This is a genomic window from Niallia endozanthoxylica (assembly GCF_008710145.1).
In the GTDB taxonomy this organism is placed as follows: Bacteria; Bacillota; Bacilli; order Bacillales; family Cytobacillaceae; genus Bacillus_BD; species Bacillus_BD endozanthoxylica.
This window is the reverse complement of sequence record NZ_VYKL01000019.1, coordinates 72,483-93,406: the sequence shown is the minus strand read 5'-3', so window position 1 is coordinate 93,406 and position 20,924 is coordinate 72,483. Positions and strand designations below refer to the sequence as shown.

Here is a 20,924-nt window from a genome sequence, read left to right as displayed (position 1 = left end):
TAAAATTATGATATAATTAAATAATGTTATAAAAAATGACATTATATGAAGTGTCAGAAAGGATGTTCTCGTTGAATTATGATATTGAAACCATTTATTATTTAGCCAATCCGGAAACGGATCAGATTACTTTTGCAACAGGCAGTCAATTACGATATGAGGATATCATTAAGGATGTTTTTGGTGTTGCCAGTATTCATGATTTACCAATGATGATCCAATATAACAAGAGCTTCCAAACTTCAATTTGTAAATATTTTGGAGTAGCTGAAAACGAAATAACTCTTGAAATGATTGTTCGGGTTGCATCTAAAATTGATTTGCTTCAATTGAAGAAGCAGTATGAAGAACAGCCCCTGCAAGTATCACAGGAAGAAAGCGGCATGATTCCACGGCCTTTCGATACGGTGATTCGATTGCAAGAGGGTATTTTTCAATGGGATGAAGAACACTCTTCCTATAATCTTGTAGAAACCACTTAATTCTCCAAAGTTAAAGCATCACTTTCCATTCAACAACGATTTCGTGACCTATGAAAAAACACCCACCAGCAAAAGTAAATGTGGTGGGTTTTGTTGTCCATTACTTATTTATTTTTGTCATTTCTTCAATGATGGTAATCATTCTATAAAGCTGTTCGTTAATAGGTGTCGGAACCTTATATTTCTCCCCTAACTCACATACTTTTCCGGCAAAATATTCTACTTCGGTTTTTCGTCCTGCTTCAACGTCTTGTAACATGGATGTTTTCCCTTTTGGGGAAAGTTTATTAATAATTGGCCAGAATTTCTTTATATCCTGCTCAGTTAATCCTGTTCCAATCTTTTCTGATAAAGCAACGACTTCACGCATAGCAGATTCAACCCATTCATATGCAATGGGCATGGTTTGAAAAATTCCATAAGGTGCTTTTAACACAGCGGATGTTTGGTTGATACCGACATTAATCATAAACTTCCACCACATTGTATGCGTAATATTGCTGGAAATTTCATAATCAATCCCGACTTTTTCAAATAATTTTTTAACTGCGAGAACATCATTGGATAAAGTATTGTCCAGTTCTCCATATTCAATTCGGCCGCGAGTGGTGAAATGGACTTCATTATTTGTTCGAACGGCATCTATTTCAACACTCATACTGTATAGAATATGTTCATTTCTATAGGCGGCATAGATTTCTTCTTCACTCGAAATGCCATTCAGAAGTGAGAGAATAATCGTATCTGATCCTATGTGATGTCTAACATCTTTAATGGCTTGTGGCAGCTCGTCATTTTTTACGGCAAAAATAACAAGATCTGCCGGCCCAGTTTTTGCTTCAGGTGTTATGTAGTTAAAATGGTACGGCTCATTGTTAATAAGGATTCCCTTTGTTTCGTATCGTTTAATCCGTTCTTCACTGGCAACCACTTGAAACGATTCATTTAAACTATCATGCAGCAAACTTCCATAAGCTGTTCCAATAGCTCCTAGGCCGACTAATGTTACTTTTTTAATTTCTTTCAACAGTGTTCCCCTCGCTCTATGAGTATTTCTTATTATAAGAATAACAAATTATAAACATTAGCAAAAGAGCGGTATTTTCATTAATAATGCCTTATCCTCTATTTTATCTCCAATAAGATTATAAACATGAAATTCCAATTACGGACCTTTATAAAAGGTTTAGAGAATTATGAAAGGTATGTGTCTAATAATCGTAGGGCCAATAAGAACATGGCTATTCTTCCTGCATTTATATTACGCACCTTTTGACAAATAGTGTATGATAAGAGTATGAAGTTTGTGGTGCTCAGGCAATAAGGGAAAATGTTATGAATCTGTCCTTTATTGAACATTAGTATCCATAACATGTTTATTAAACAACTGGAGGAATTAGCAAATGGATCTTTTTAAACAAGTTTTCACACTCGGTTTAGGTGCTGCAGTTGTAACAAAAGAACAAATTGAAAAAATGGTTGACACTCTTGTGCAAAGAGGTGAAGTGAGCAGAAACGAATCAAAAGATCTTATCCAGCAGTGGGTTGAAAAAGGTGAACAAGCCAAACAGGAATTAGATGATATCGTGAAGACAAGAGTGAATCAAGCTATAACGAATTTAAATCTTGTCACAAAAGAAGAGTTCCTTGAACTAGAGCGTAGAATTCAAGCACTTGAAAATAAAGATGTTAACAAGGATGAAAACTAACAGATAGTTGAAATCCCCCCTAAGGTGTCGCTTAGGGGGGATTTTTTTGATTGTAGGTATAAATCCTTATGAAAGAGATTTAGAATAGGTTCATTTCTCAGTTTATACTCCCATTTTATATTTTCTATATGGTATGATGAAAGTAATGTATTGAATTCATACGGAGAATAAATAAATATCCCTTGCCATTCGATGAAGCGTACATATTAAAGTTGAGAATAAACAATGCCTATAGGAGGTCTTTATTTGTTTATTCCTTTTAATCAATAGTCACTAGTCATTCATGAAGATGTATTTATTGCACCTGGCGCTCATCTAATTGGTGATGTAACTATGATAGAAGATGTGTTTACCGTGGGATATAATGTTATTCTTCATGCTTATATTGTGAAAAAACGTACAATGATTGGTAGGGGCTCAAGCATTTCGGATGGTGCACAAATCGGAGAAGAATGTATTATCGGTGCGAACACACTTATTCCATCTGGGAAAAAGATTCCTCCCCGACCACTGGTTCCAGGCTTACCTGGAAAAGTTGTCTGTGAGTTAAATGAAAAGGACTTGGAGTTAATTCACTTGTCAATCGCATCGTATGTTCAAAAAGGTAATCAATTTAAGAACACTCTCACAGAAGGATAAGCTTTAAATTGTTACATTCAGCCGGCTATATGCTATCTTTAATGTTTTTTAGAAAGTTCATTAAGGCCGTTCCGGGTTCTTCATTTGCTGATACAATGGGAATAATTCCCCTTTCCTTTAATATACTTTCTTTGATAGGATTTGGTTCAACTAATAGAATATAAGATTTAGGTCGTATATGTTCATAATTAGATTCTTTCCATTGCTTATGCAGTTTGTATAACATATAGCGAATATTAATATCCGACAAACTATATCCAATAAATAAGATGGATTTTTCAAGAGAATCGGAGCGCAATTTTATATCTAATGGTGATTCAAAATCAAGCCGCTTAAAAAAGCTTGATTCTGTTAAAACAAGTGATGAATCATCATCAAAGTCACCATGAAATTTAATAATCTGGGTTTTATTCTTTTTTATTCTGGCGATATCAGCTACATTCGTAATTTTAATATATGCTTTTTGATAATAATCATAGGCATTTTCCAGCCAGCGATCAAAATTCGTTGTATAAATAACAGGGAAATCTAATTCAATGATTAGTTTATATATTTCCGATTTACCTATATCAATATTTGAATGATGCCATAACCGGTCCATCCAGCTTCTTAAGGCACCTAGTGTGCCCTTTTGATTATAATAATATTCAGCCATGATTAAAAAATCACCATTTCCCCAAGAGTTGAATTGTGCTGGATCGAAGCCTAAATTTTCGGCCATTTGATTGATCAATTCGGAATACACAGGTAATCCTAGATTTTTGGGAACACCAGATCCGACAAATAGGATAACGTCTTTATTTTTTATGGCACTGGCCAACTCCTTTATCACAGGATCCCTCCCTAACATTGCGGGAATTTTTTATTACTATTTATACATCCTATGATACTTATTTTCTTGAAAGAACTTTTTCAATGAATCACCGGGTAAAATCAACCTGTGCTTTAAGGCTTGTTCTTCATTCGACAACAACTAGAATGAGCATTTTTAATGACGAATTGCTTCTTGTTTTGTCAACCATGAAGGAATGTACCAAAGAAAGAAGAAATATTAGATATAAGGAGGGATATAAATTGAATACAAAAGCAGTTGCTAAATTGCTAGGGATCTCGACAAGTACCGTACAAAGATGGGTGAAACAATTAAATTTAGAGATGGAAAGAAATGAGTTAGGTCATTTTGTATTTTCCGAAAATGATATCGAACTATTAAAACAAGTTAAACAGCAGCTGCATGAAGGTGTGCTATTACAGGATATTTCGATTCATCTCCCAAAACGTACGGGAATTGTGAAAGAAACACAAGCAGATGAAACTATAGATGAATTGACTCATAAAGTGAAAAGCTTGGAGATAAGTCTAAATCAGAAGGCCGATGCAGTCGTATCTTATCAAATATTACAGCATCGCCGTGAAATGGAAGAGTTACAAGAACAAATCTCCTTATTAACGGAACGGGTCAAACAGCTGGAAATCTTATTAAAAGAAAAAACAGAAATTGCTGCGAGCAGTGAAAGTGTTGGAGCAAAGTCACGTAAAAAGAAAAGCTTTTTCAAATTCATTTTTGGAAATTAAAAAATCAGCACCATTTATATGTGCTGATTTTTTTCAATTAAAAGGTTGATTATGAATAAAAGAGACTGCCTTTTCAGCAGTCTCTTTTTTCTTATTAATAATATCTTTACTTATTTTTCATTAGATTCATCATCTTGTTTTGTATAATCGTATTTAGAACGGTCAATTGGAGTGAAGGACTCAGGCGTATAGAATCGCAATAAATCACCATTTACAACTTTGTCTGATAACGCTAATTTATGACGAACAATCTCCTGCTGTTGTTTAGCCTCTTCTATTCGACTTTCATCTAATTCAATACCTGTTGTAGAATCATAAAATTTTCCTTCAACAGATGTAATTGTCGGACTGACAAACTCTCCATTTCTAAATGGAATTAGTTCATCATGACCTTCAGATAATAGGTCCGTACCAAGGTGAACATATTCCTTTGAATCCATTCCAAGTAAGTGAAGAAGTGTTGGAAGAATATCAATTTGCCCACTATATTCATGGTTAATGCCCCCCTGCATGCCAGGTACACGGATAAACAATGGTACACGTTGTAATCCAGCATTATCAAAAGGAGTGATTTCTTCTTTATTTAACACCTGTGTCATTGCTTTATTATGATTTTTCGAGATACCATAATGGTCACCATACATAATAATAATGGAGTTATCATATAAACCAGTTTCTTTCAAATACGTAAAGAATTCTTGTAAAGCTTCATCAGCATAACGTGCTGTCTGGAAATACGTATCAACCGATTTATCACCTGTTGTATGCGGTGCAATTGTTGCATCTTCTTCATCAATCGGATATGGATAATGATTTGATACAGTAATAAACTTCGCCATGAATGGCTGTGGTAATGTATCTAAAAGCGGAATAGATTCTGCAAAAAATGGCTTATCCATTAATCCATAATCAGCCAAATCCTCTTCCTTCATTTCATAGTAATTTGAATCGAAAAACTTCGTGTATCCAAATGATTTATAAATTTCGTTACGATTCCAGAATGTTCCGGAATTTGGATGGAATACAGCAGATGTATAACCTTGCTGACCTAAGATAGCCGGAGCAGCTTGATAGGTGTTTAACCCCTTTGTTGTAAAGGCAGAGCCTTGTGGTAAACCATATAATGAATTCTCAAGAATAAACTCCGCGTCAGCTGTTTTTCCTTGTGCTGTTTGATGGAAGAAATTATTGAAATACATCGTATTTGGTTCTCTTGTTAAAGAGTTTAAAAATGGTGTTACCTCTTCCCCGTGCAGCTGGTAATCAATTAAAAAGCTTTGAATCGATTCAAGGTGGAAGAAAATCACATTCATGCCTTTACCGATACCAAAGGTTGCCGGATTTGGCTCAGCATAATTAGATTGTGTAAAGTTAATGACTTCTGTAATATCGCTAGAGTCTGCTGTAACGCGCTGTGCAGATGCTTTAGTACTTTGAACAGCATCATAAACTGTATAATTGTAAGTACCTAAGTACTTAACAATATAATTTCGGTCAAAGCCTCTCGTTAATAGCTGAGGACGATCAGCTTCAGCTAATGCTAAGTTTAAGCATGAAATCCCTAAAGCAAGAGAAACTAACGCTGCTACTTTCCTTCTGCTTATATTTTTCATTTCTATCTTGGCCATTTTAAAAACAAGTAATCCTAATAACAAAATGTTATCTACAAAGAACAAGATATCATACGGTCGTAATAATGAAGATACACTGCTACTTACATCACCAAAGTTTTGTGTCTGAAAAATGGTTGGTAACGTAATAAAGTCATTAAAGAATCGGTAATACAGGACATTGGCGTACATTAGAAATGTCATTAAAAAATGGATAATCAGTAACCAAATATACTTTTTACGACCTTTAAAAAGAGATGCAAAACTTAAGAGTAATAACGCTGAGCCTAATGGATTTAAGAATAACAAAAATTCTTGAATCCCATTTTCAATTCCTAAATTAAATTGTGTTAATTGAATAAGGTATGTTTTGATCCATAGGAACAATACGGTCAAAAAGAAAAAACCGATATATTTATCGAGAATACTTGTCCCCTTCAGGAATCCTTTATTCATTTGTTACACCTACTTTCTAACAAACTATTATACATGAATTTCGGATATTTTAGTTAAAAAATAATTAAATCTAATAATCTATTATTTCTTTTCATAAAAAATTAAGAACTGCTTATATTCGTATTAAAGGCATAGCTCAACGTTTGGAGCAGAATGATTATCATTTTATACTTTAAGATACAAAAATGTCAAGTATACTTTCTCCTATCACCATCGCCTGCCTTTTATAATTTGACTGATTATCTGGAAGATTGCAGCAATTATTTAATCGGTTTGTTTTCATTGTAATAGGGGTGTTTTATTTGCAATGCCTCTAATAAAAACTTTATCAAAAAATATCATTTTTAAGACCTGTGACTGCATACATATGAATGTAGCAAGTCTTACCCATATGTGCCTTATACGTTATTAACAAGATGTCTTGAGAAATGTATAAAATGTATAAAAAGAAGGGTGATTGGATGAAATATGATGTTGAAAGAGATTTCTTGTTTCAAAATTCTCAGGAAAGAAATATGAATTTTGAAGAAGCATTTAATAGGATTATTAAATTTATGAATTTGGACAGAAGTGGCAACTTCCGTTTAATGATTGGTACTGACTCTCAAGTTCATGATAGATATACAAGGTTCATTACTGGAATTGTTATTTTGAATGAAGGGAAAGGCGCATGGGCGTGTATCCGAAAGGTCGTGATTCCAAGAAAAATGAAAATGCTTCATGAACGAATTTCAAAGGAAACTTCCTTAACGGAAGAAATTGTTTCTATGTTTACCGAAGAAAGGAAAAATACAATGATTGATATCGTACTACCAAACCTTTATAGAGGTGCTTCCTTTACGATGGAAGGACATTTAGATATCGGAGCCGGAAACAGAAATAAGACAAGAGTATTTGTAGAAGAAATGGTTAAACGGATTGAATCGATGGGGATTGAACCTAAGATTAAACCAAATTCCTTTGTTGCCTCTTGCTACGCTAATCGTTTTACCAAATAACTTATTGCTTCACTTTCTATTTTTCTTTCCCCCATAGGCTGCTTCCCCTTTTAATGGGAAGTTGATTTGAAGGACAGGCCCTCCCTCTCTCCATTCCACTCCTTATCAGCTAACATTTATATAAACAGTTAATCTCTTTTCCCTTTTCTATAAAAGAATAAATATATAGGTTTCGGATATCCTATTCAAAGTATGCTGAAACCGAAATTATTGTGATTTTTTGAACTTAAAGGAGTTACATAGATGTATAAAAATCATGAACGGAAATTAATTTGGCTGAGTTTTATTGTCGCTTTCATTATGGGACTATCTATTTTAGGACGTATTATTTCTGGATAAGGAGAATGGGAATGATGGTGAATGAAGAGGCTGTTTTCTACAGCCGTGTATTAACCGAATTAACATTATCTTTTCATATCATTTATGCAACCATAGGTGTCGGGATTCCGCTTATGATTATGATTGCGCAGTGGATTGGTATTAAAAAGAATGATCATCATTACATACTTTTAGCAAGAAGATGGGCCCGCGGGTACGTCATAACGGTTGCTGTAGGCGTTGTAACTGGAACGGCTATTGGGCTGCAGCTGTCCTTGTTATGGCCTAATTTTATGGAGCTTGCAGGCCATATCATTGCTCTCCCATTGTTTATGGAAACTTTCGCCTTTTTCTTTGAAGCTATTTTTTTAGGGATTTATTTATATACGTGGGATCGATTTGAAAATCAGAAGAAACATTTCATGCTGTTGATTCCGGTTGCCATTGGTGCGTCCTTCTCAGCTGTGTTCATTACGATTGTGAATAGTTTTATGAATGCTCCTCAAGGGTTTGATATTCAAGATGGACAGCTTGTTAATATTAACCCATTATTAGCCATGTTTAATCCGGCTGTCCCGACTAAAGTTTCGCATGTTCTTACTTCTGCTTTTATGACATGCGCATTTGTCCTAGCCTCGATTGCTGCATACAGGTTACTTAGAGGCTCAAGACATGTGTATCATAAAAAAGCTCTATTTCTAACCATGAAGATTGGACTGATTTTTTCGATTGCAACGGCGGTAATTGGAGATTTTTCCGGGAAATTTCTAGCTGAATATCAGCCGGAAAAATTAGCTGCTGCTGAATGGCACCTAGAAACGGGAGGAAATGCTCCGCTTATTTTATATGGAATCCTTGACGAGGATGTAGTCAAATATGCGATTAAGATTCCATTTGCCCTCAGTATTTTAGCTCATAGCAGCCCGACAGCAGAAGTGATAGGTCTAGACCACTTTCCAAAAGATGAAACTCCTCCCCTCTATATTCACTATTTATTTGATGCGATGGTGACGATTGGCATGATTACAGTTTTGGTTGCACTAATCTATTGGATTGGAACACTTAAAAAGTGGGATTTTATTCTTTCTAAATGGTTTAATTGGCTCATTTTACTATTAGGACCGCTCTCTATCCTGGCAATCGAAGCTGGATGGTGGCTTGATGAAGTAGGACGACAACCCTGGATTTTACGTGGAATTATGAAAACAAGCCATGCAGCAACAACTAGCGGTCAGGTTGATTTAATGTTGCTTCTATTTACCGGACTATATATTGTTTTAGGAATTGGCAGTATTGTCGTGTTAATTCGGATGTTTCGAAAAAATACGATTGAACAAGAATTAGCAGATCAAGGATTAGAGAAAGCTGGTGATTACCTATGACACTTGAAATAATCGGTATTTCCGTATTATGGATTTTTCTATTCGGATATGTCATTGTCGCATCCATTGATTTTGGTGCAGGCTTTTTTAATGCATATAGTACATTTAGAGGGAATGAACATATTCTAACTAAAATTATTCAGCGTTATTTATCTCCAGTATGGGAAGTAACTAACGTATTTTTAGTCTTTTTCTTTGTTGGGATTGTTGGCTTTTTCCCGAAATCAGCCTATTACTACGGTACTACTCTCCTCGTTCCTGTCAGCATTGCCGTTATTTTATTAGCGATTCGCGGGGCTTATTATGCGTTTACAACCTATGGAAAGCTCCGTCATAAGCGATATGTATACCTTTATGGACTAACGGGTTTATTTATCCCCGCCTCCCTATCGATTGTTTTAACGATTTCAGAGGGAGGATTTATCAGGATGGAGGAATTTGGTCCTGTCCTGGATTATAAAATGCTTTTTTTTAGCCCATTAACCTGGAGCATTGTACTGCTTAGTTTAACAGCTGTACTTTATATTTCAGCTGTATTCTTAACCTGGTATGCCCATAAAGCAAAAGATGAGGCAGCATCCAGCTTAATGAGGCTTTACGCATTGACTACTGCTGTACCGATGATACTCACTGCAGCGGGAATTATTGTTGAAATGCGCTCACATAATATGGAACATTATGAACAATTAATACATTTGTGGTGGATGTTTGTTCTATCTTTTTTATTATTTATGGGAACATTTTATTTATTATGGAAAAAGAAGTCATACGGGACAGCACTTGGATTGTTAATAGGACAATTTTCCCTGGCCTTTTTCGCTTATGGGATTTCCCACTACCCTTACTTACTTTACCCGTATCTGACCCTTTATGACAGCTTTACAAATGCAGCTATGGCTACCGCACTAGTTATCGCATTTATTGCAGGCTTAGGTTTGCTTATCCCGTCCTTGTATCTGCTGCTTAATCTATTTTTATTTAATAAAGAGTATGTGGAAGGTAAATGAAATGATTATGCGTAAGGAGGAAAAGAGATGGATGAATTTCTTATTTTTTATGCACCAATAATGGTGGTAGTTGCGTCCATTATTATTTCTTTTTGGAGTGCCGTTAAGGATGAAAGCGTTACAAAAAAGTGATTATATATAATAGAAGGAATTTGTTCCTTTCAAAAGGTTTGATTGCGCCTGAATTCAAGGGAAAAACTATTCTCGTAAAGGAGGAATAATTTATGACTGATAATCAGCATAATTCCGAACAAGTATCAGGTCTTGATTATAATAATCCAATCAGAGAACGCTTAAGAAGCAGACCTGCTGCGGATTTTAGCGGTGCAACTAGAAGACGCTTAGCGTTGATGTACCGTGGACGAGAGCTCAAGTAAAAATGATTTCATTTCTATAAATAATGCATATATCCTTATTATTCGGCTACACTACATGCGGGATAAAAATTTTCAAAAATGAGGGATTAAGAAATGAAAGAGATTTTACAGCAAGTGAAAGAACAATTAGAGAACGCCTATGATCATCCAGAATCTATTGATTTAGACCAATCGATTCAACAGCTTCAGTCTGCGTTAGAGCAATATGGAGATAAAGGCACAATGATTGAAAATGTTATTACTGCTTTAACACAGGCAAGAAATGCAAAGGTGGCATTGGAAAACGCAGGTGATATATCTTCTTCAGCTGCTTTTGGACAAGCCTTTAATGCATTGGAGCACGCGATTGAATCTTATACTTAACATGTGAAGAAAAAAATACTAAAGACAAAGGAATCCTCAATGACGGAGGATTCCTTTGTGCTTTTCTTCATGCTTGTTTCCTTTATAGATTTATATTAGGTAAAAATTGGTCCCTTTGTTTTGTCAGGTTTAGCAAATCCTATTAAAGAAAACATGAATGACTTTTATTCGCAGGAAGGTGCATAAAGGATGGCACGAGCCAATTCACAGCTTATTTTACAAACAGGAAACCTAATCTTAGGATTTATGGTTTGGGTAATTTTATCTTCACTTATTTCTTTTATAAAATTGGACATTGACATAACCCCAAGTGAGTCTGCCATGATCACAGCAGTCCCCGTTATTTTAGGGTCAATTTTAAGGATTCCAATCGGCTATTGGACGAACCGTTACGGAGCAAGGTGGATATTTTTTATCAGTCTCTTATTTTTAATCCTCCCTGTGTTCTACATTAGTGCAGCAAATTCCGTAGCAGATTTACTCATTGGAGGTTTAGCGTTAGGTCTTAGTGGTGCCATATTTTCCGTTGGGGTAACTTCTTTACCAAAATACTACCCAAAAGAAAAGCATGGGTTTGTTAATGGTATTTACGGTGCTGGGAATATCGGTACGGCGATTACTTCTTTTTCTGCTCCCGTTTTAGCTAATACGTTCGGATGGCGAAGAACGATTCAATTTTATATCATTTTACTTTTGGTATTTGCGGCCCTTACGTTTCTATTTGGTGATCGAAAGGAAAACCGAGTGAAAGTGGCCCTTTCTGAACAAATAAAAGAAGTCTATAAAAGTTATAAGCTATGGTTTATCTGTCTTTTTTATTTTATTACCTTCGGTTCCTTTGTAGCATTTACTGTATTTTTACCATCCTTTCTCGTCAATCAATTTCAGTTATCAAGTGTAGATGCGGGTATGCGTACAGCTGGATTCATCATTGTCGCTACCTTATTTCGACCGATTGGAGGATTACTTGCAGATAAAATTAATTCTTATATCATTTTAATCATTGTCTTTAGCGGTATCACTTTTGGAGGTTTTATCCTGTCCTTTAAGCCTTCCTTAACGATTTACACCATTGGCTGTATGTTGGTTGCCTTATGTGCTGGAGTTGGGAATGGTACTGTTTTTAAGCTGGTTCCTTTATATTTTTCAAAACAGGCAGGGATTGTGAACGGAATTGTAGCAGCAATGGGCGGTCTTGGAGGCTTCTTCCCTCCTCTTATCCTGACAACCTTGTTTGATTTAACGGGTCATTATGCGATTGGATTTATGGCTCTTTCAGAATTCTCCCTTGCCTGTCTTGTGATTGTCATCGGGTTATACTATCAGGATAAACTAACCGTATCTGACCGTATTATTGAAGGAACGATTGAAGGAATTATGGTAACAGATTTAGATGGCACCATCCAAAGAGTGAATCCAGCATTTATCACAGTTACGGGGTTTGAAGAAGAAGAAATCATTGGCAAAACACCTGCTGTGTTAAAATCCGGAAAACATGATTCCTCCTTTTATGCAAAGATGTGGGAGCAAATTGAAAAGAATGGCTATTGGCAGGGACACATTTGGAATCGAAAAAAAAATAATGAAGATTATCTACAGTTATTAACCATTAGTAGAATAAAGGATGAGAATGATAATCCAACCCATTATGTGGGAATGTTTAATGAATTACAGCCAGAAAAATAGTTTTTGCAGTGGTGTCCACAGGATTCCCCCTTTTTATGTTTACTTGTTTTCATTCATGACCATACTTAAAAATGTTCAAGCAAAAGGAGCTTTCCTTACAGAACAAATTCACTTTAATAAAACAGGAGGAATTCATCGTATGTCAGGTCCTTCATTACATAAATTAGATGCACATCGTTCGATTCATGATGGAGTAGTAACAGAAGGAAGAGATTTACTTAATCTTCTTTTAAAGGTTCGTCATGAAAAGCTTGAGGATCATGAAAAACATGCCAGAATGACAGCAGAAGCACTGATTGAGCATTGGGAAACACGACTAATTGCCCACGCTGATTCGGAGGAAGAGGAATTTTATGATGAAAAAATAAAAGAGAAGCCGGAATTAGCGACACCCTTAACGATGTTAAAAAGAGATCATGAGCTTTTTCGCACCATCATTGATGAAATAAAACAGAAAATGAACCAAGAAACCATTAGCGATGAAATGGTTGACTATTTTAAAGCCATTTATGTACTAGCAAAGATTCATAACCAGCAGGAAGAAGGTTATTTGTTCAATCATCATTAAAAAGGAACCATGCATTGTGGTTCCTTTTTTCGTATATATTACTCTTCAGCTCCACGAACGGCTTTACGAGTATTCATTTTACGGTAGACGACATATTTCCTTGTCAAATATTCCAAAGGAAGGCTCCAGACGTGGACAAGGCGGGTAAACGGCCAGAGAGCAAATAATAGAAAGCCCGTGAAAATATGGAGCTTAAAGCCGATTGGTGAAATCGCCATTAAATCAGGCATTGGTCTAAAGGTTAAAATGCCTCTGAACCAGGGACCGATGGTAGTCCGATAATCAAAATCTCCTCCGGTTGCTGTATATCCAATGGTATTCGTAAATCCGAGAACAACCACAACACCAATCCAAAGTAATGTAATCAGGTCCCTCTTTGCGCTGTTTTTCGAAACTCTCTTGTTTGTCACACGGCGGACGGTCAGTAGTAAACCGCCTATAACCGTAGCTACACCGGCTAAACCGCCAATCCAGACGGCACCGAAATGATACATATGTTCATTAATACCAATGGTATCATAGAAGCCCTTAGGTATTAATACACCTGCTACATGTCCGAAAAAGACAAATACAATTCCATAATGAAAAAGGATACTCCCCCATTTTAATAATGAATCTTTTTGGATAAATTCACTAGACTTAGCTGACCAGCCGAATTGATCGGTGTTATAGCGGTATATATGTCCTAATACAAATACAGTGAGCGCTAAGTATGGGAAAATCACCCATAAAAAGACATCCATGAATGTTAATGTAATCACTTGGATTCCCTCCAGCAAGGATTAACCAACATTGTGGTTAATCCTTTCTTCTTTTCTTGGCAATAGGTTGTCTATTTCCATTAAACATGCACTTACTAAATAAGCATATGGATTCTTTTGTTTGTTCAGCCCCTCAAATAAGGAATCAATTGCTTTTAAATGAATAGCAAGAACCTTTTTTGCGTATTTCAATTCAGCCATTGAAGCGAATTCAAGAATAAGCGGCAGATAATCAGGTAATTCATTTTCCTTAATATAAAAGCCTGCCTTCGCAAATTCCATCTTTAATTTCACAAATGCCGGTCCTCTTTCCCGGTTATCACCGAAAATCCCATAAGTTAAATAAAGGGTTGTACTTTCCGTAAGATCAAACCATCTCACATAATTTTCCGCTAGATCTTCCCAACTCGTTTCCCGCACATAGTCCCAAAAAGAGAGGAACGCGTGTCTCATCTCATCTTCTTCAACTGACTGAATCAATTCCTGCATTTCATCACTCTGTACCCATTCTTTGTCAGGGTAGCGAAGCATCATTGAACATAATTTAAAAGTCAACTGATAGTTTTCCATCCATTGCTCCACCTAAATCACTCCAATACCGTTCACTAAAAGCATAAATGTCATCATTCTCCTCCTGCAGCGGGCTTACACTGCAGCTGTTACAGCCTTCCGAGAATGCGTATCCTGTTGAACCCTGTGCCTCGTACATATTGGCTGCTTTTTCTCTATGTGATTTTGGTATCACATAGCGGTCATCATATTTAGCAATGGCTGATAGTTCATAAAGCTCAATCGCCGATTCGCGGGTAAGTCCAGCATTTTGCAGAAGTTGTTCATCATAGGATTTTCCAAGATTATGGCTTCTCATAAAGGTTCTCATAGCCACCATTCTTTTTAACACCCGTTTGATGACATCCGTATCTCCAGCCGTCATCAGGTTTGCCAAGTATTGAATAGGAATTCTGAATTGATCAATCGTCGGAAAGACAATGGCCGGGTCAATCGTGTCAATTTCTCCGCCAAACTGATTGATAATCGGTGAAAGCGGCGGCACATACCAAACCATCGGCATGGTGCGATACTCGGGATGAAGCGGCAGAGCGACTTTGTGTTCAATCGCTAGCTTATACACAGGTGATTCTTGAGCTGCTTCAATCCAATCTTCTGGAATCCCGTCACGCTTCGCCTGCTTAATGACTTCTGGATCGTTCGGATCAAGGAAAAGGCTAAGCTGTGCTTCATATAAATCTTTCTCATTTTCTACAGATGCTGCTTCTGCCACCCGATCTACATCATATAAGACAATGCCAATATAGCGGAGACGACCGACACAGGTTTCAGAGCATACTGTCGGTTGACCGTTTTCAATTCTTGGGAAGCAGAAGGTACATTTTTCGGCTTTGTTCGTTTTCCAGTTAAAATAGACCTTTTTATAGGGGCAGCCGCTCATACAAAAACGCCAGCTTCGGCAGGCATCTTGATCAGCAAGTACGATTCCGTCTTCATCTCGTTTGTATATTGCACCAGATGGACAGGACGATACACATGGCGGATTCATACAATGTTCGCAAATGCGCGGCAAATACATCATAAAAGCTTGATCAAAGTCTTGAATCACTTGGGCGTCCACATTATTCATATTGGGGTCCCGTTTCCCTGTTTCATACACACCGGCAAGGTCATCTTCCCAGTTTGGTCCCCAATCCAGGTCCATAAATTCACCTGTTAATAATGATTTCGGACGAGCGACCGGTTGGTGCTTTTTCTTTGGACTGTTAATTAAATGCTCGTAGTTGTAAGTCCATGGCTCATAATAATCATCAATTTTTGTCATGTTTGGATTATAGAAGATATTCATCAGCTTGTTTAAGCGGCCGCCTGCTTTTAACTCAATTTTCCCGTTTCGCAGCTCCCAGCCGCCTTTATGGGTTTCTTGATTTTCCCATTCTTTTGGATAACCAATTCCTGGTTTTGTTTCAACATTGTTCCACCACATATATTCCGCACCTGCTCGATTTGTCCAGGTGTTATTACAGGTCACACTACAGGTATGACAACCAATACATTTGTCTAAATTCATCACCATGCCAAATTGTGCTTTAATCCTCAAGCCAATCCACCTCGCTTCTTTCTAATTTTCGAATCATCACCTGCTCATCTCGTTGATTTCCTGTCGGACCATAGTAATTAAATCCATAGCTTAGCTGTGCATAGCCGCCTATTAAATGAGTCGGCTTCATTGTTAGACAGGTTGGGCTATTAAACGTTCCTCCCCTATCCTTTGTAATCGTGGATCCCGGTACATTTATCAAACGGTCCTGAACGTGATACATATAGGATATTCCTTTTGGCATCCGGTGACTGACCACTGCACGCGTGACAGTTACACCATTACGGTTATATACTTCGAGCCAGTCATTATCATTGATACCGACAGACTGTGCATCTTCATTATTCAGCCAAATCGTTGTTCCGCCGCGGAATAATGTTAACATCGGCAATGTATCAAAATAAGTACTGTGATAGGACCATTTAAAGTGCGGTGTTAAATAGCGGAGCCGTATTTCCTGTTTGTTTGTTTCAGGCTTTCCGTCTTTATCATAAAAAGCCATCCGTTTGATCGGTCCTTTAAAAACAGGAAGGGCTTCACCATATTCAAACATCATTTCATGATCCAAATAAAAATGCTGTCTGCCTGTTAAGGTTCGGAATGGAACTAAAAATTCACGATTAATTACAAATGGGGCATACCGTCTATTTCCTGTTTCAATCCCGCTAAATACGGGAGAGGTAATCACTTTTCGCGGCTGTGCAGATATTTCATCAAAAGAAATATGCTCTTCTGCACGTTCATGAGACAAATGACTTAATTTCTGACTTGTTCTATTTTCAAGTGCAACCCATGCTTTTTGATTAACAGAGCCATTCGTTGTACTCGATAGGGTTAAAATGGCTTCGGCTACATTACGATCAAACGATAAATCAGGACAGTCGCTATATTGGTTGGAATCCTTTGCAGTTCCCAAAATATCCTTTAGCTCGTCATATTCTTCTTTAACATCCCATCCCATTCCTTTAGCACCGATATTTTCTTTTACATTGGTTCCAAGGGCGACATATTTATCAAATACCTTTGTATAATCTCTTTCTACAACATGCACGCGCGGGAAATTCTCCCCAGGAACAGGTTCTGAACCATCCTGTTTCCAATCTGGAACTAATCCAAACTTCTGAGAGATTTCATCCCTAGAGTCATGAAGAAGGGCATTTGTCACAATATCCTTAACCGGATTTGGAAAATACTGCTTCGCCATTTCACTGAAAGTGTGGGCTAACTTTTTAAAAATATTCCAATCTGTTCGGCTTTCCCAAGGTGGTGTAATAGCCGGATTAAATGGATGAATAAACGGATGTGTGTCCGATGAACTGATATCATATTTTTCATACCATGTGGCAGCAGGAAGAATAATATCTGCATACATACCTGTTCCGGACATACGGAAATTCAAATCAATTAACAAATCAAGCTTTCCCTCATCAGGGATTGGGATTGTTTCATCTACTTCTGTACAGCCAAGATCTTTATAAGGTTCAGCCAATACACCATTATGGGTTCCAAGCATGTATTTTAAGAAGTATTCATGTCCTTTCGCTGAACTTCCGATTAAATTGGCTCTCCATACGAAAAGGGACCGCGGAAAGTTGACAGGATTACTTGGCTCCTCGACGGAAAACTTTAACGAGCCATTTTTAATTTGTTTGACCACATAGTTTATGGCCTCATCATTATTTTGGGCATTTGCCTGGTCATACAGTTTTAATGTATTAGCATTAAACTGAGGATAAGAAGCGACCCACCCAAGTCTGACTGCTAACGCATTATAATCCGCCATATTGCTATAGCGCGGCTGATCGTAAAGCGGTGAAATATGCTCAGCCGGACGCTGATCATCGTACCGCCACTGCTCCGTTACAAAATAGAAGAAAGAGGTAGCATTTTGCAGACGCGGCGGGCCACCCCAATCACGAGCCATGGCAATCGTCTGCCAGCCTTCAAGCGGACGTACCTTCTCCTGCCCGACATAATGGGCCCATCCTCCTCCATTTACCCCTTCACAACCGGTAAGGAGAACCATATTTAAAATGGCACGATAAATCGCATCAGAATGATACCAATGGTTGATACCTGCTCCCATAATAATCATCGATCTACCGCCTGAATCAATGGCATTTTGGGCAAATTCACGAGCAATTTGCGCACATACCTTCCGATCAATTCCGCTTATGCTTTCCTGCCAGGCCGGAGTATGCGGTTTAGGGTCATCATAATCTTGTGGATAATCTCCTGGTAAATTTCCACGCTTCACGCCTGCCTGTGCCATTAAAACATCTAATACAGTCGTCACATAGATGGTTTCACCATTTTGCTCTATTTTTTTAATGGGTACTCCGCGCTTTAAGATTTCATTGTTTTCCGTGCCAAAATAAGGCAAGTATAAAACACCTGTTTCATCTTCCATACCAAGTAACGTTAGAGCAGGATCCAAGTCTTGCAGACTATTATCAGAATCCTTCATTTCCAGGTTCCATTCACCTTTATTCTCCCAGCGATGGCCGATACTGCCGTTAGGTGCAGCGAGTTTACCTGATTTTTTATCATAAACGATTGTTTTCCAATCTTTATACTCAAGTTCCATTCCTATATCACTTGCGCGTAAGAAACGGCCCGCAGTAAAATGATTTCCATCCTTTTTTAATGTAATCAGGTATGGGAGGTCTGTATATTGTTTGACATAATCCTCAAAGAATGGTATTTGTTTGTCTACATAAAATTCCTTCAAAATGACATGGGTCATCCCCATTGCAAGAGCTCCATCCATTCCGGCCTGAACTGGCAGCCATTGATCAGCGAACTTGACATATTCAGCATAATCAGGTGCTACACAGACAACCTTTGTTCCTTTGTAGCGAACTTCTGTAAGAAAATGCGCATCAGGTGTACGAGTTTGCGGTACGTTTGAACCCCAAACAAGCAAATAGGACGAGTTATACCAATCAGATGTCTCTGGAACATCGGTCTGCTCTCCCCAGACTTGCGGGGAAGAGGGTGGTAAATCAGCGTACCAATCGTAGAAGCTGAGCATCGTTCCCCCAAGTAAATTAATGAACCGCGAACCGCTTGCATGACTGACCATGGACATGGCTGGAATCGGTGAAAAGCCGGCAATCCGATCCGGTCCATATTCCTGAAGCGTATAAATTAATTGAGCACAAATGAGCTCATACACCTCATCCCAATTCGATCGGACAAAACCGCCTTTTCCCCTAGCGCTTTTGTATGATTTTCTTTTTTCCGGGTCGTCTATAATTGATTTCCAGGCTTGAACGGGGTCACTTATTTTATTTCGCGCCTCTTTCCAGATTCGGATTAAATCTCCTCTCACATAGGGGTATCTGACACGTAGAGGACTGTATGTATACCATGAGAAAGTTGCGCCACGCTGACACCCGCGCGGTTCGTATTCCGGCATATCAGGTCCTGTTGTTGGGTAATCGGTCTGCTGTGTTTCCCATGTGATAATTCCGTCCTTCACATGGATTTTCCAGCTGCACGATCCGGTGCAGTTTACTCCATGTGTAGAGCGGACAACTTTATCGTGCTGCCACCGATTCCGGTAATATTTCTCTGTTTCCCGGTCGGCTCCCTGAAGAACACTGTGTTCTGTTAAATCCTGCGTCTTTCCAAAGTACGTCAGCTTCTTCAGTAACGGCGAGATTTTTTTTCGCATTCTTTTGCTCCCTTCATGGTGGAATTTTCCTATCCTTGTTTATCTTTCACGGTTTGGGATTTATTATGTAAAAATAGCGAGAAATAGTGGCGAAAAGTCTTTTCATTTAACCCCCTGCCTCTCTATACAGTCTTAAATAATAAAAAGCCCCCTATGGAAGGAGACTTTCATAAATTTCCTATTTTATTAAAGCAGGTGTTACGACAAATTCTAATGGTTCATTTTCCAATAACCTGGAAATATTTTGAATGGTTAGATTTCCGATTCTTTGAATCGATTCATAGGTTGATCCGCCAATATGGGAAGTAGCCACAACATTAGGCAGTATGGCTAATTCATTATTAGGCGGCTCTGTTTCGAAGACATCTAATGCTGCACCCTTAATTTTATGTTGCTTCAGAGCATCAATGAGATCCTCTTCATTAATTAGCGCACCACGTGAAATATTGATAATAAAAGCTGTTGGCTTCATTCTATTTAACAGTTCTTTATTTACCATTTGACGATTTTGGTCGGTCAAAGAAGTGCTTATGATGATATAATCTGATGCTTGAAAAAGTTCTTCTTTACTAACAAAGGTTACATTCCACTTCTTAGCAGCCTCGTAGTCCTTATAGTTGCCAAAAGCAATGGTTTTCATATTAAAGCCGGCTGCTCGCTTTGCAATGGCTTTTCCAATTGAGCCGAAACCGACGATGCCCAAGCGTTTTTTATAGATTTCATGGCCAACAGAAAGTTCCCAATGATTAGATTTCATTTCTTTATTTTTCCGAGGAATATCTCTCGCGGCAGACAGCATTAATCCAAAGGCATGATCGGCAACCGCTTCAGCATTATACCCTGGTGCATTTGTGACGGGAATTCCCTTTTCATATGCATATTCAACGTCAATATTATCGTAGCCGGCACCAAATTTGATGATATATTTCAATTTAGAGGCAGCATCTATTACTTCCCGGTCAATTTTCACTATAGCTACAACAATGATGTCTACATCCTTCACTTCTTTTATAAGACTTTCTATGCTAATTCCATTATCTGTATACAATACTTTGACCTCATCTGCCAATGCCTTTGCATCCTCAATCAGCTTCGGATAGGCATCAACAAATGGATCACGAATCATAAATAGTATTTTCATAGGCCTCCCCCCATTTCTAAGAAATGCGTTCCATATATAGCGTAATATACACTTCCATTATAA

At 37.7% G+C, this 20,924-nt stretch carries 20 protein-coding genes; 12 read left to right on the top strand and 8 right to left on the bottom strand.

Annotated elements, in window-relative coordinates; all coding sequences use genetic code 11:
* The first annotated feature begins 71 nt into the window (after positions 1-71).
* Positions 72-482 carry a hypothetical protein gene (locus F4V44_RS13230; protein ID WP_150440494.1) on the top strand — a complete coding sequence of 137 codons (411 nt, stop codon included), beginning with the start codon at positions 72-74 and terminating at the stop codon, positions 480-482.
* A 100-nt stretch (positions 483-582) separates the two neighbouring features.
* Here F4V44_RS13230 and F4V44_RS13225 read toward each other — a convergent pair whose 3' ends face one another.
* Positions 583-1,509: a ketopantoate reductase family protein gene (locus tag F4V44_RS13225; RefSeq protein ID WP_150440493.1), complete on the bottom strand. Its 927-nt coding sequence runs from the start codon at positions 1,507-1,509 to the stop codon at positions 583-585.
* A 376-nt stretch (positions 1,510-1,885) separates the two neighbouring features.
* Here F4V44_RS13225 and F4V44_RS13220 point away from each other — a divergent pair, with 376 nt between their 5' ends.
* Together F4V44_RS13220 and F4V44_RS13215 are read left to right on the top strand one after the other, a co-directional pair.
* Entirely contained in the window at positions 1,886-2,191 is a 306-nt protein-coding gene (locus tag F4V44_RS13220; RefSeq protein WP_150440492.1) for a phasin family protein, read from the top strand.
* A gap of 279 nt (positions 2,192-2,470) precedes the next feature.
* A complete protein-coding gene (locus tag F4V44_RS13215; RefSeq protein ID WP_223881892.1) occupies positions 2,471-2,830 on the top strand; it encodes a gamma carbonic anhydrase family protein in 360 nt (119 codons plus the stop codon).
* 25 nt (positions 2,831-2,855) lie between these two features.
* Here F4V44_RS13215 and F4V44_RS13210 read toward each other — a convergent pair whose 3' ends face one another.
* Positions 2,856-3,662, bottom strand: coding sequence for an SIR2 family protein (locus F4V44_RS13210; protein ID WP_223881887.1), 807 nt, complete (start codon positions 3,660-3,662; stop codon positions 2,856-2,858).
* A gap of 242 nt (positions 3,663-3,904) precedes the next feature.
* On the opposite strand from F4V44_RS13210, the gene F4V44_RS13205 reads away from it, so the two are divergent.
* Positions 3,905-4,405: a MerR family transcriptional regulator gene (locus F4V44_RS13205; protein ID WP_150440490.1), complete on the top strand. Its 501-nt coding sequence runs from the start codon at positions 3,905-3,907 to the stop codon at positions 4,403-4,405.
* Positions 4,406-4,515: 110 nt separating this feature from the next.
* On the opposite strand, the gene F4V44_RS13200 is transcribed toward F4V44_RS13205, so the two are convergent.
* Positions 4,516-6,471, bottom strand: a complete 1,956-nt coding sequence (locus F4V44_RS13200) for an LTA synthase family protein (RefSeq protein WP_150440489.1) — start codon at positions 6,469-6,471, stop codon at positions 4,516-4,518.
* 461 nt (positions 6,472-6,932) lie between these two features.
* Between F4V44_RS13200 and F4V44_RS13195 the strand changes: the two genes are divergently transcribed.
* From F4V44_RS13195 to F4V44_RS13170, 8 genes are all read left to right on the top strand, one after another.
* A complete protein-coding gene (locus F4V44_RS13195) occupies positions 6,933-7,469 on the top strand; it encodes a ribonuclease H-like YkuK family protein (RefSeq protein ID WP_150440488.1) in 537 nt (178 codons plus the stop codon).
* A 353-nt stretch (positions 7,470-7,822) separates the two neighbouring features.
* A complete protein-coding gene (locus F4V44_RS13190; protein ID WP_150440540.1) occupies positions 7,823-9,169 on the top strand; it encodes a cytochrome ubiquinol oxidase subunit I in 1,347 nt (448 codons plus the stop codon).
* Positions 9,166-10,176, top strand: a complete 1,011-nt coding sequence (locus F4V44_RS13185) for a cytochrome d ubiquinol oxidase subunit II (RefSeq protein ID WP_150440487.1) — start codon at positions 9,166-9,168, stop codon at positions 10,174-10,176. The genes F4V44_RS13190 and F4V44_RS13185 overlap by 4 nt, the downstream gene beginning before the upstream one ends.
* Before the next feature lie 27 nt (positions 10,177-10,203).
* Positions 10,204-10,308, top strand: a complete 105-nt coding sequence (cydS, locus tag F4V44_RS28390) for a cytochrome bd oxidase small subunit CydS (RefSeq protein WP_396897499.1) — start codon at positions 10,204-10,206, stop codon at positions 10,306-10,308.
* A 92-nt stretch (positions 10,309-10,400) separates the two neighbouring features.
* Positions 10,401-10,553, top strand: coding sequence for a hypothetical protein (locus tag F4V44_RS27375; protein WP_191090671.1), 153 nt, complete (start codon positions 10,401-10,403; stop codon positions 10,551-10,553).
* A 93-nt stretch (positions 10,554-10,646) separates the two neighbouring features.
* On the top strand, positions 10,647-10,916 hold the full coding sequence (locus tag F4V44_RS13180) for a hypothetical protein (RefSeq protein ID WP_150440486.1): 270 nt from the start codon (positions 10,647-10,649) through the stop codon (positions 10,914-10,916).
* A 189-nt stretch (positions 10,917-11,105) separates the two neighbouring features.
* The gene (locus tag F4V44_RS13175) at positions 11,106-12,602 is read left to right on the top strand and encodes an MFS transporter (protein WP_150440485.1); all 1,497 of its coding nucleotides are present in this window, start codon (positions 11,106-11,108) and stop codon (positions 12,600-12,602) included.
* A 139-nt stretch (positions 12,603-12,741) separates the two neighbouring features.
* On the top strand, positions 12,742-13,170 hold the full coding sequence (locus F4V44_RS13170; RefSeq protein WP_150440484.1) for a hemerythrin domain-containing protein: 429 nt from the start codon (positions 12,742-12,744) through the stop codon (positions 13,168-13,170).
* Between the two features lie 38 nt (positions 13,171-13,208).
* Here F4V44_RS13170 and narI read toward each other — a convergent pair whose 3' ends face one another.
* From narI to F4V44_RS13145, 5 genes are all read right to left on the bottom strand, one after another.
* Positions 13,209-13,913, bottom strand: a complete 705-nt coding sequence (narI, locus tag F4V44_RS13165; RefSeq protein WP_150440539.1) for a respiratory nitrate reductase subunit gamma — start codon at positions 13,911-13,913, stop codon at positions 13,209-13,211.
* Positions 13,914-13,952: 39 nt separating this feature from the next.
* A complete protein-coding gene (gene narJ, locus F4V44_RS13160; protein ID WP_150440483.1) occupies positions 13,953-14,501 on the bottom strand; it encodes a nitrate reductase molybdenum cofactor assembly chaperone in 549 nt (182 codons plus the stop codon).
* Positions 14,476-16,041, bottom strand: a complete 1,566-nt coding sequence (gene narH, locus F4V44_RS13155; RefSeq protein ID WP_150440482.1) for a nitrate reductase subunit beta — start codon at positions 16,039-16,041, stop codon at positions 14,476-14,478. The genes narJ and narH overlap by 26 nt, the downstream gene beginning before the upstream one ends.
* Complete coding sequence (locus F4V44_RS13150) at positions 16,031-19,720, bottom strand: nitrate reductase subunit alpha (RefSeq protein WP_150440481.1); 3,690 nt, start codon at positions 19,718-19,720, stop codon at positions 16,031-16,033. Before F4V44_RS13150 ends, narH begins: the two co-directional genes overlap by 11 nt.
* A gap of 178 nt (positions 19,721-19,898) precedes the next feature.
* Positions 19,899-20,861: an NAD(P)-dependent oxidoreductase gene (locus F4V44_RS13145; RefSeq protein WP_150440480.1), complete on the bottom strand. Its 963-nt coding sequence runs from the start codon at positions 20,859-20,861 to the stop codon at positions 19,899-19,901.
* Between the last annotated feature and the right edge of the window lie 63 nt (positions 20,862-20,924).

Coding starts and splice junctions, on each gene's coding strand:
- F4V44_RS13175 (WP_150440485.1), top strand. CDS start 11,106: ATGGCACGAGCCAATTCACAGCTTATTTTACAAACAGGAAACCTAATC.
- F4V44_RS13220 (WP_150440492.1), top strand. CDS start 1,886: ATGGATCTTTTTAAACAAGTTTTCACACTCGGTTTAGGTGCTGCAGTT.
- F4V44_RS13185 (WP_150440487.1), top strand. CDS start 9,166: ATGACACTTGAAATAATCGGTATTTCCGTATTATGGATTTTTCTATTC.
- F4V44_RS13150 (WP_150440481.1), bottom strand. CDS start 19,720: ATGCGAAAAAAAATCTCGCCGTTACTGAAGAAGCTGACGTACTTTGGA.
- F4V44_RS13145 (WP_150440480.1), bottom strand. CDS start 20,861: ATGAAAATACTATTTATGATTCGTGATCCATTTGTTGATGCCTATCCG.
- F4V44_RS13170 (WP_150440484.1), top strand. CDS start 12,742: ATGTCAGGTCCTTCATTACATAAATTAGATGCACATCGTTCGATTCAT.
- F4V44_RS13195 (WP_150440488.1), top strand. CDS start 6,933: ATGAAATATGATGTTGAAAGAGATTTCTTGTTTCAAAATTCTCAGGAA.
- cydS (WP_396897499.1), top strand. CDS start 10,204: ATGGATGAATTTCTTATTTTTTATGCACCAATAATGGTGGTAGTTGCG.
- narI (WP_150440539.1), bottom strand. CDS start 13,913: ATGGATGTCTTTTTATGGGTGATTTTCCCATACTTAGCGCTCACTGTA.
- F4V44_RS27375 (WP_191090671.1), top strand. CDS start 10,401: ATGACTGATAATCAGCATAATTCCGAACAAGTATCAGGTCTTGATTAT.
- F4V44_RS13200 (WP_150440489.1), bottom strand. CDS start 6,471: ATGAATAAAGGATTCCTGAAGGGGACAAGTATTCTCGATAAATATATC.
- narJ (WP_150440483.1), bottom strand. CDS start 14,501: ATGGAAAACTATCAGTTGACTTTTAAATTATGTTCAATGATGCTTCGC.
- F4V44_RS13180 (WP_150440486.1), top strand. CDS start 10,647: ATGAAAGAGATTTTACAGCAAGTGAAAGAACAATTAGAGAACGCCTAT.
- F4V44_RS13190 (WP_150440540.1), top strand. CDS start 7,823: ATGGTGAATGAAGAGGCTGTTTTCTACAGCCGTGTATTAACCGAATTA.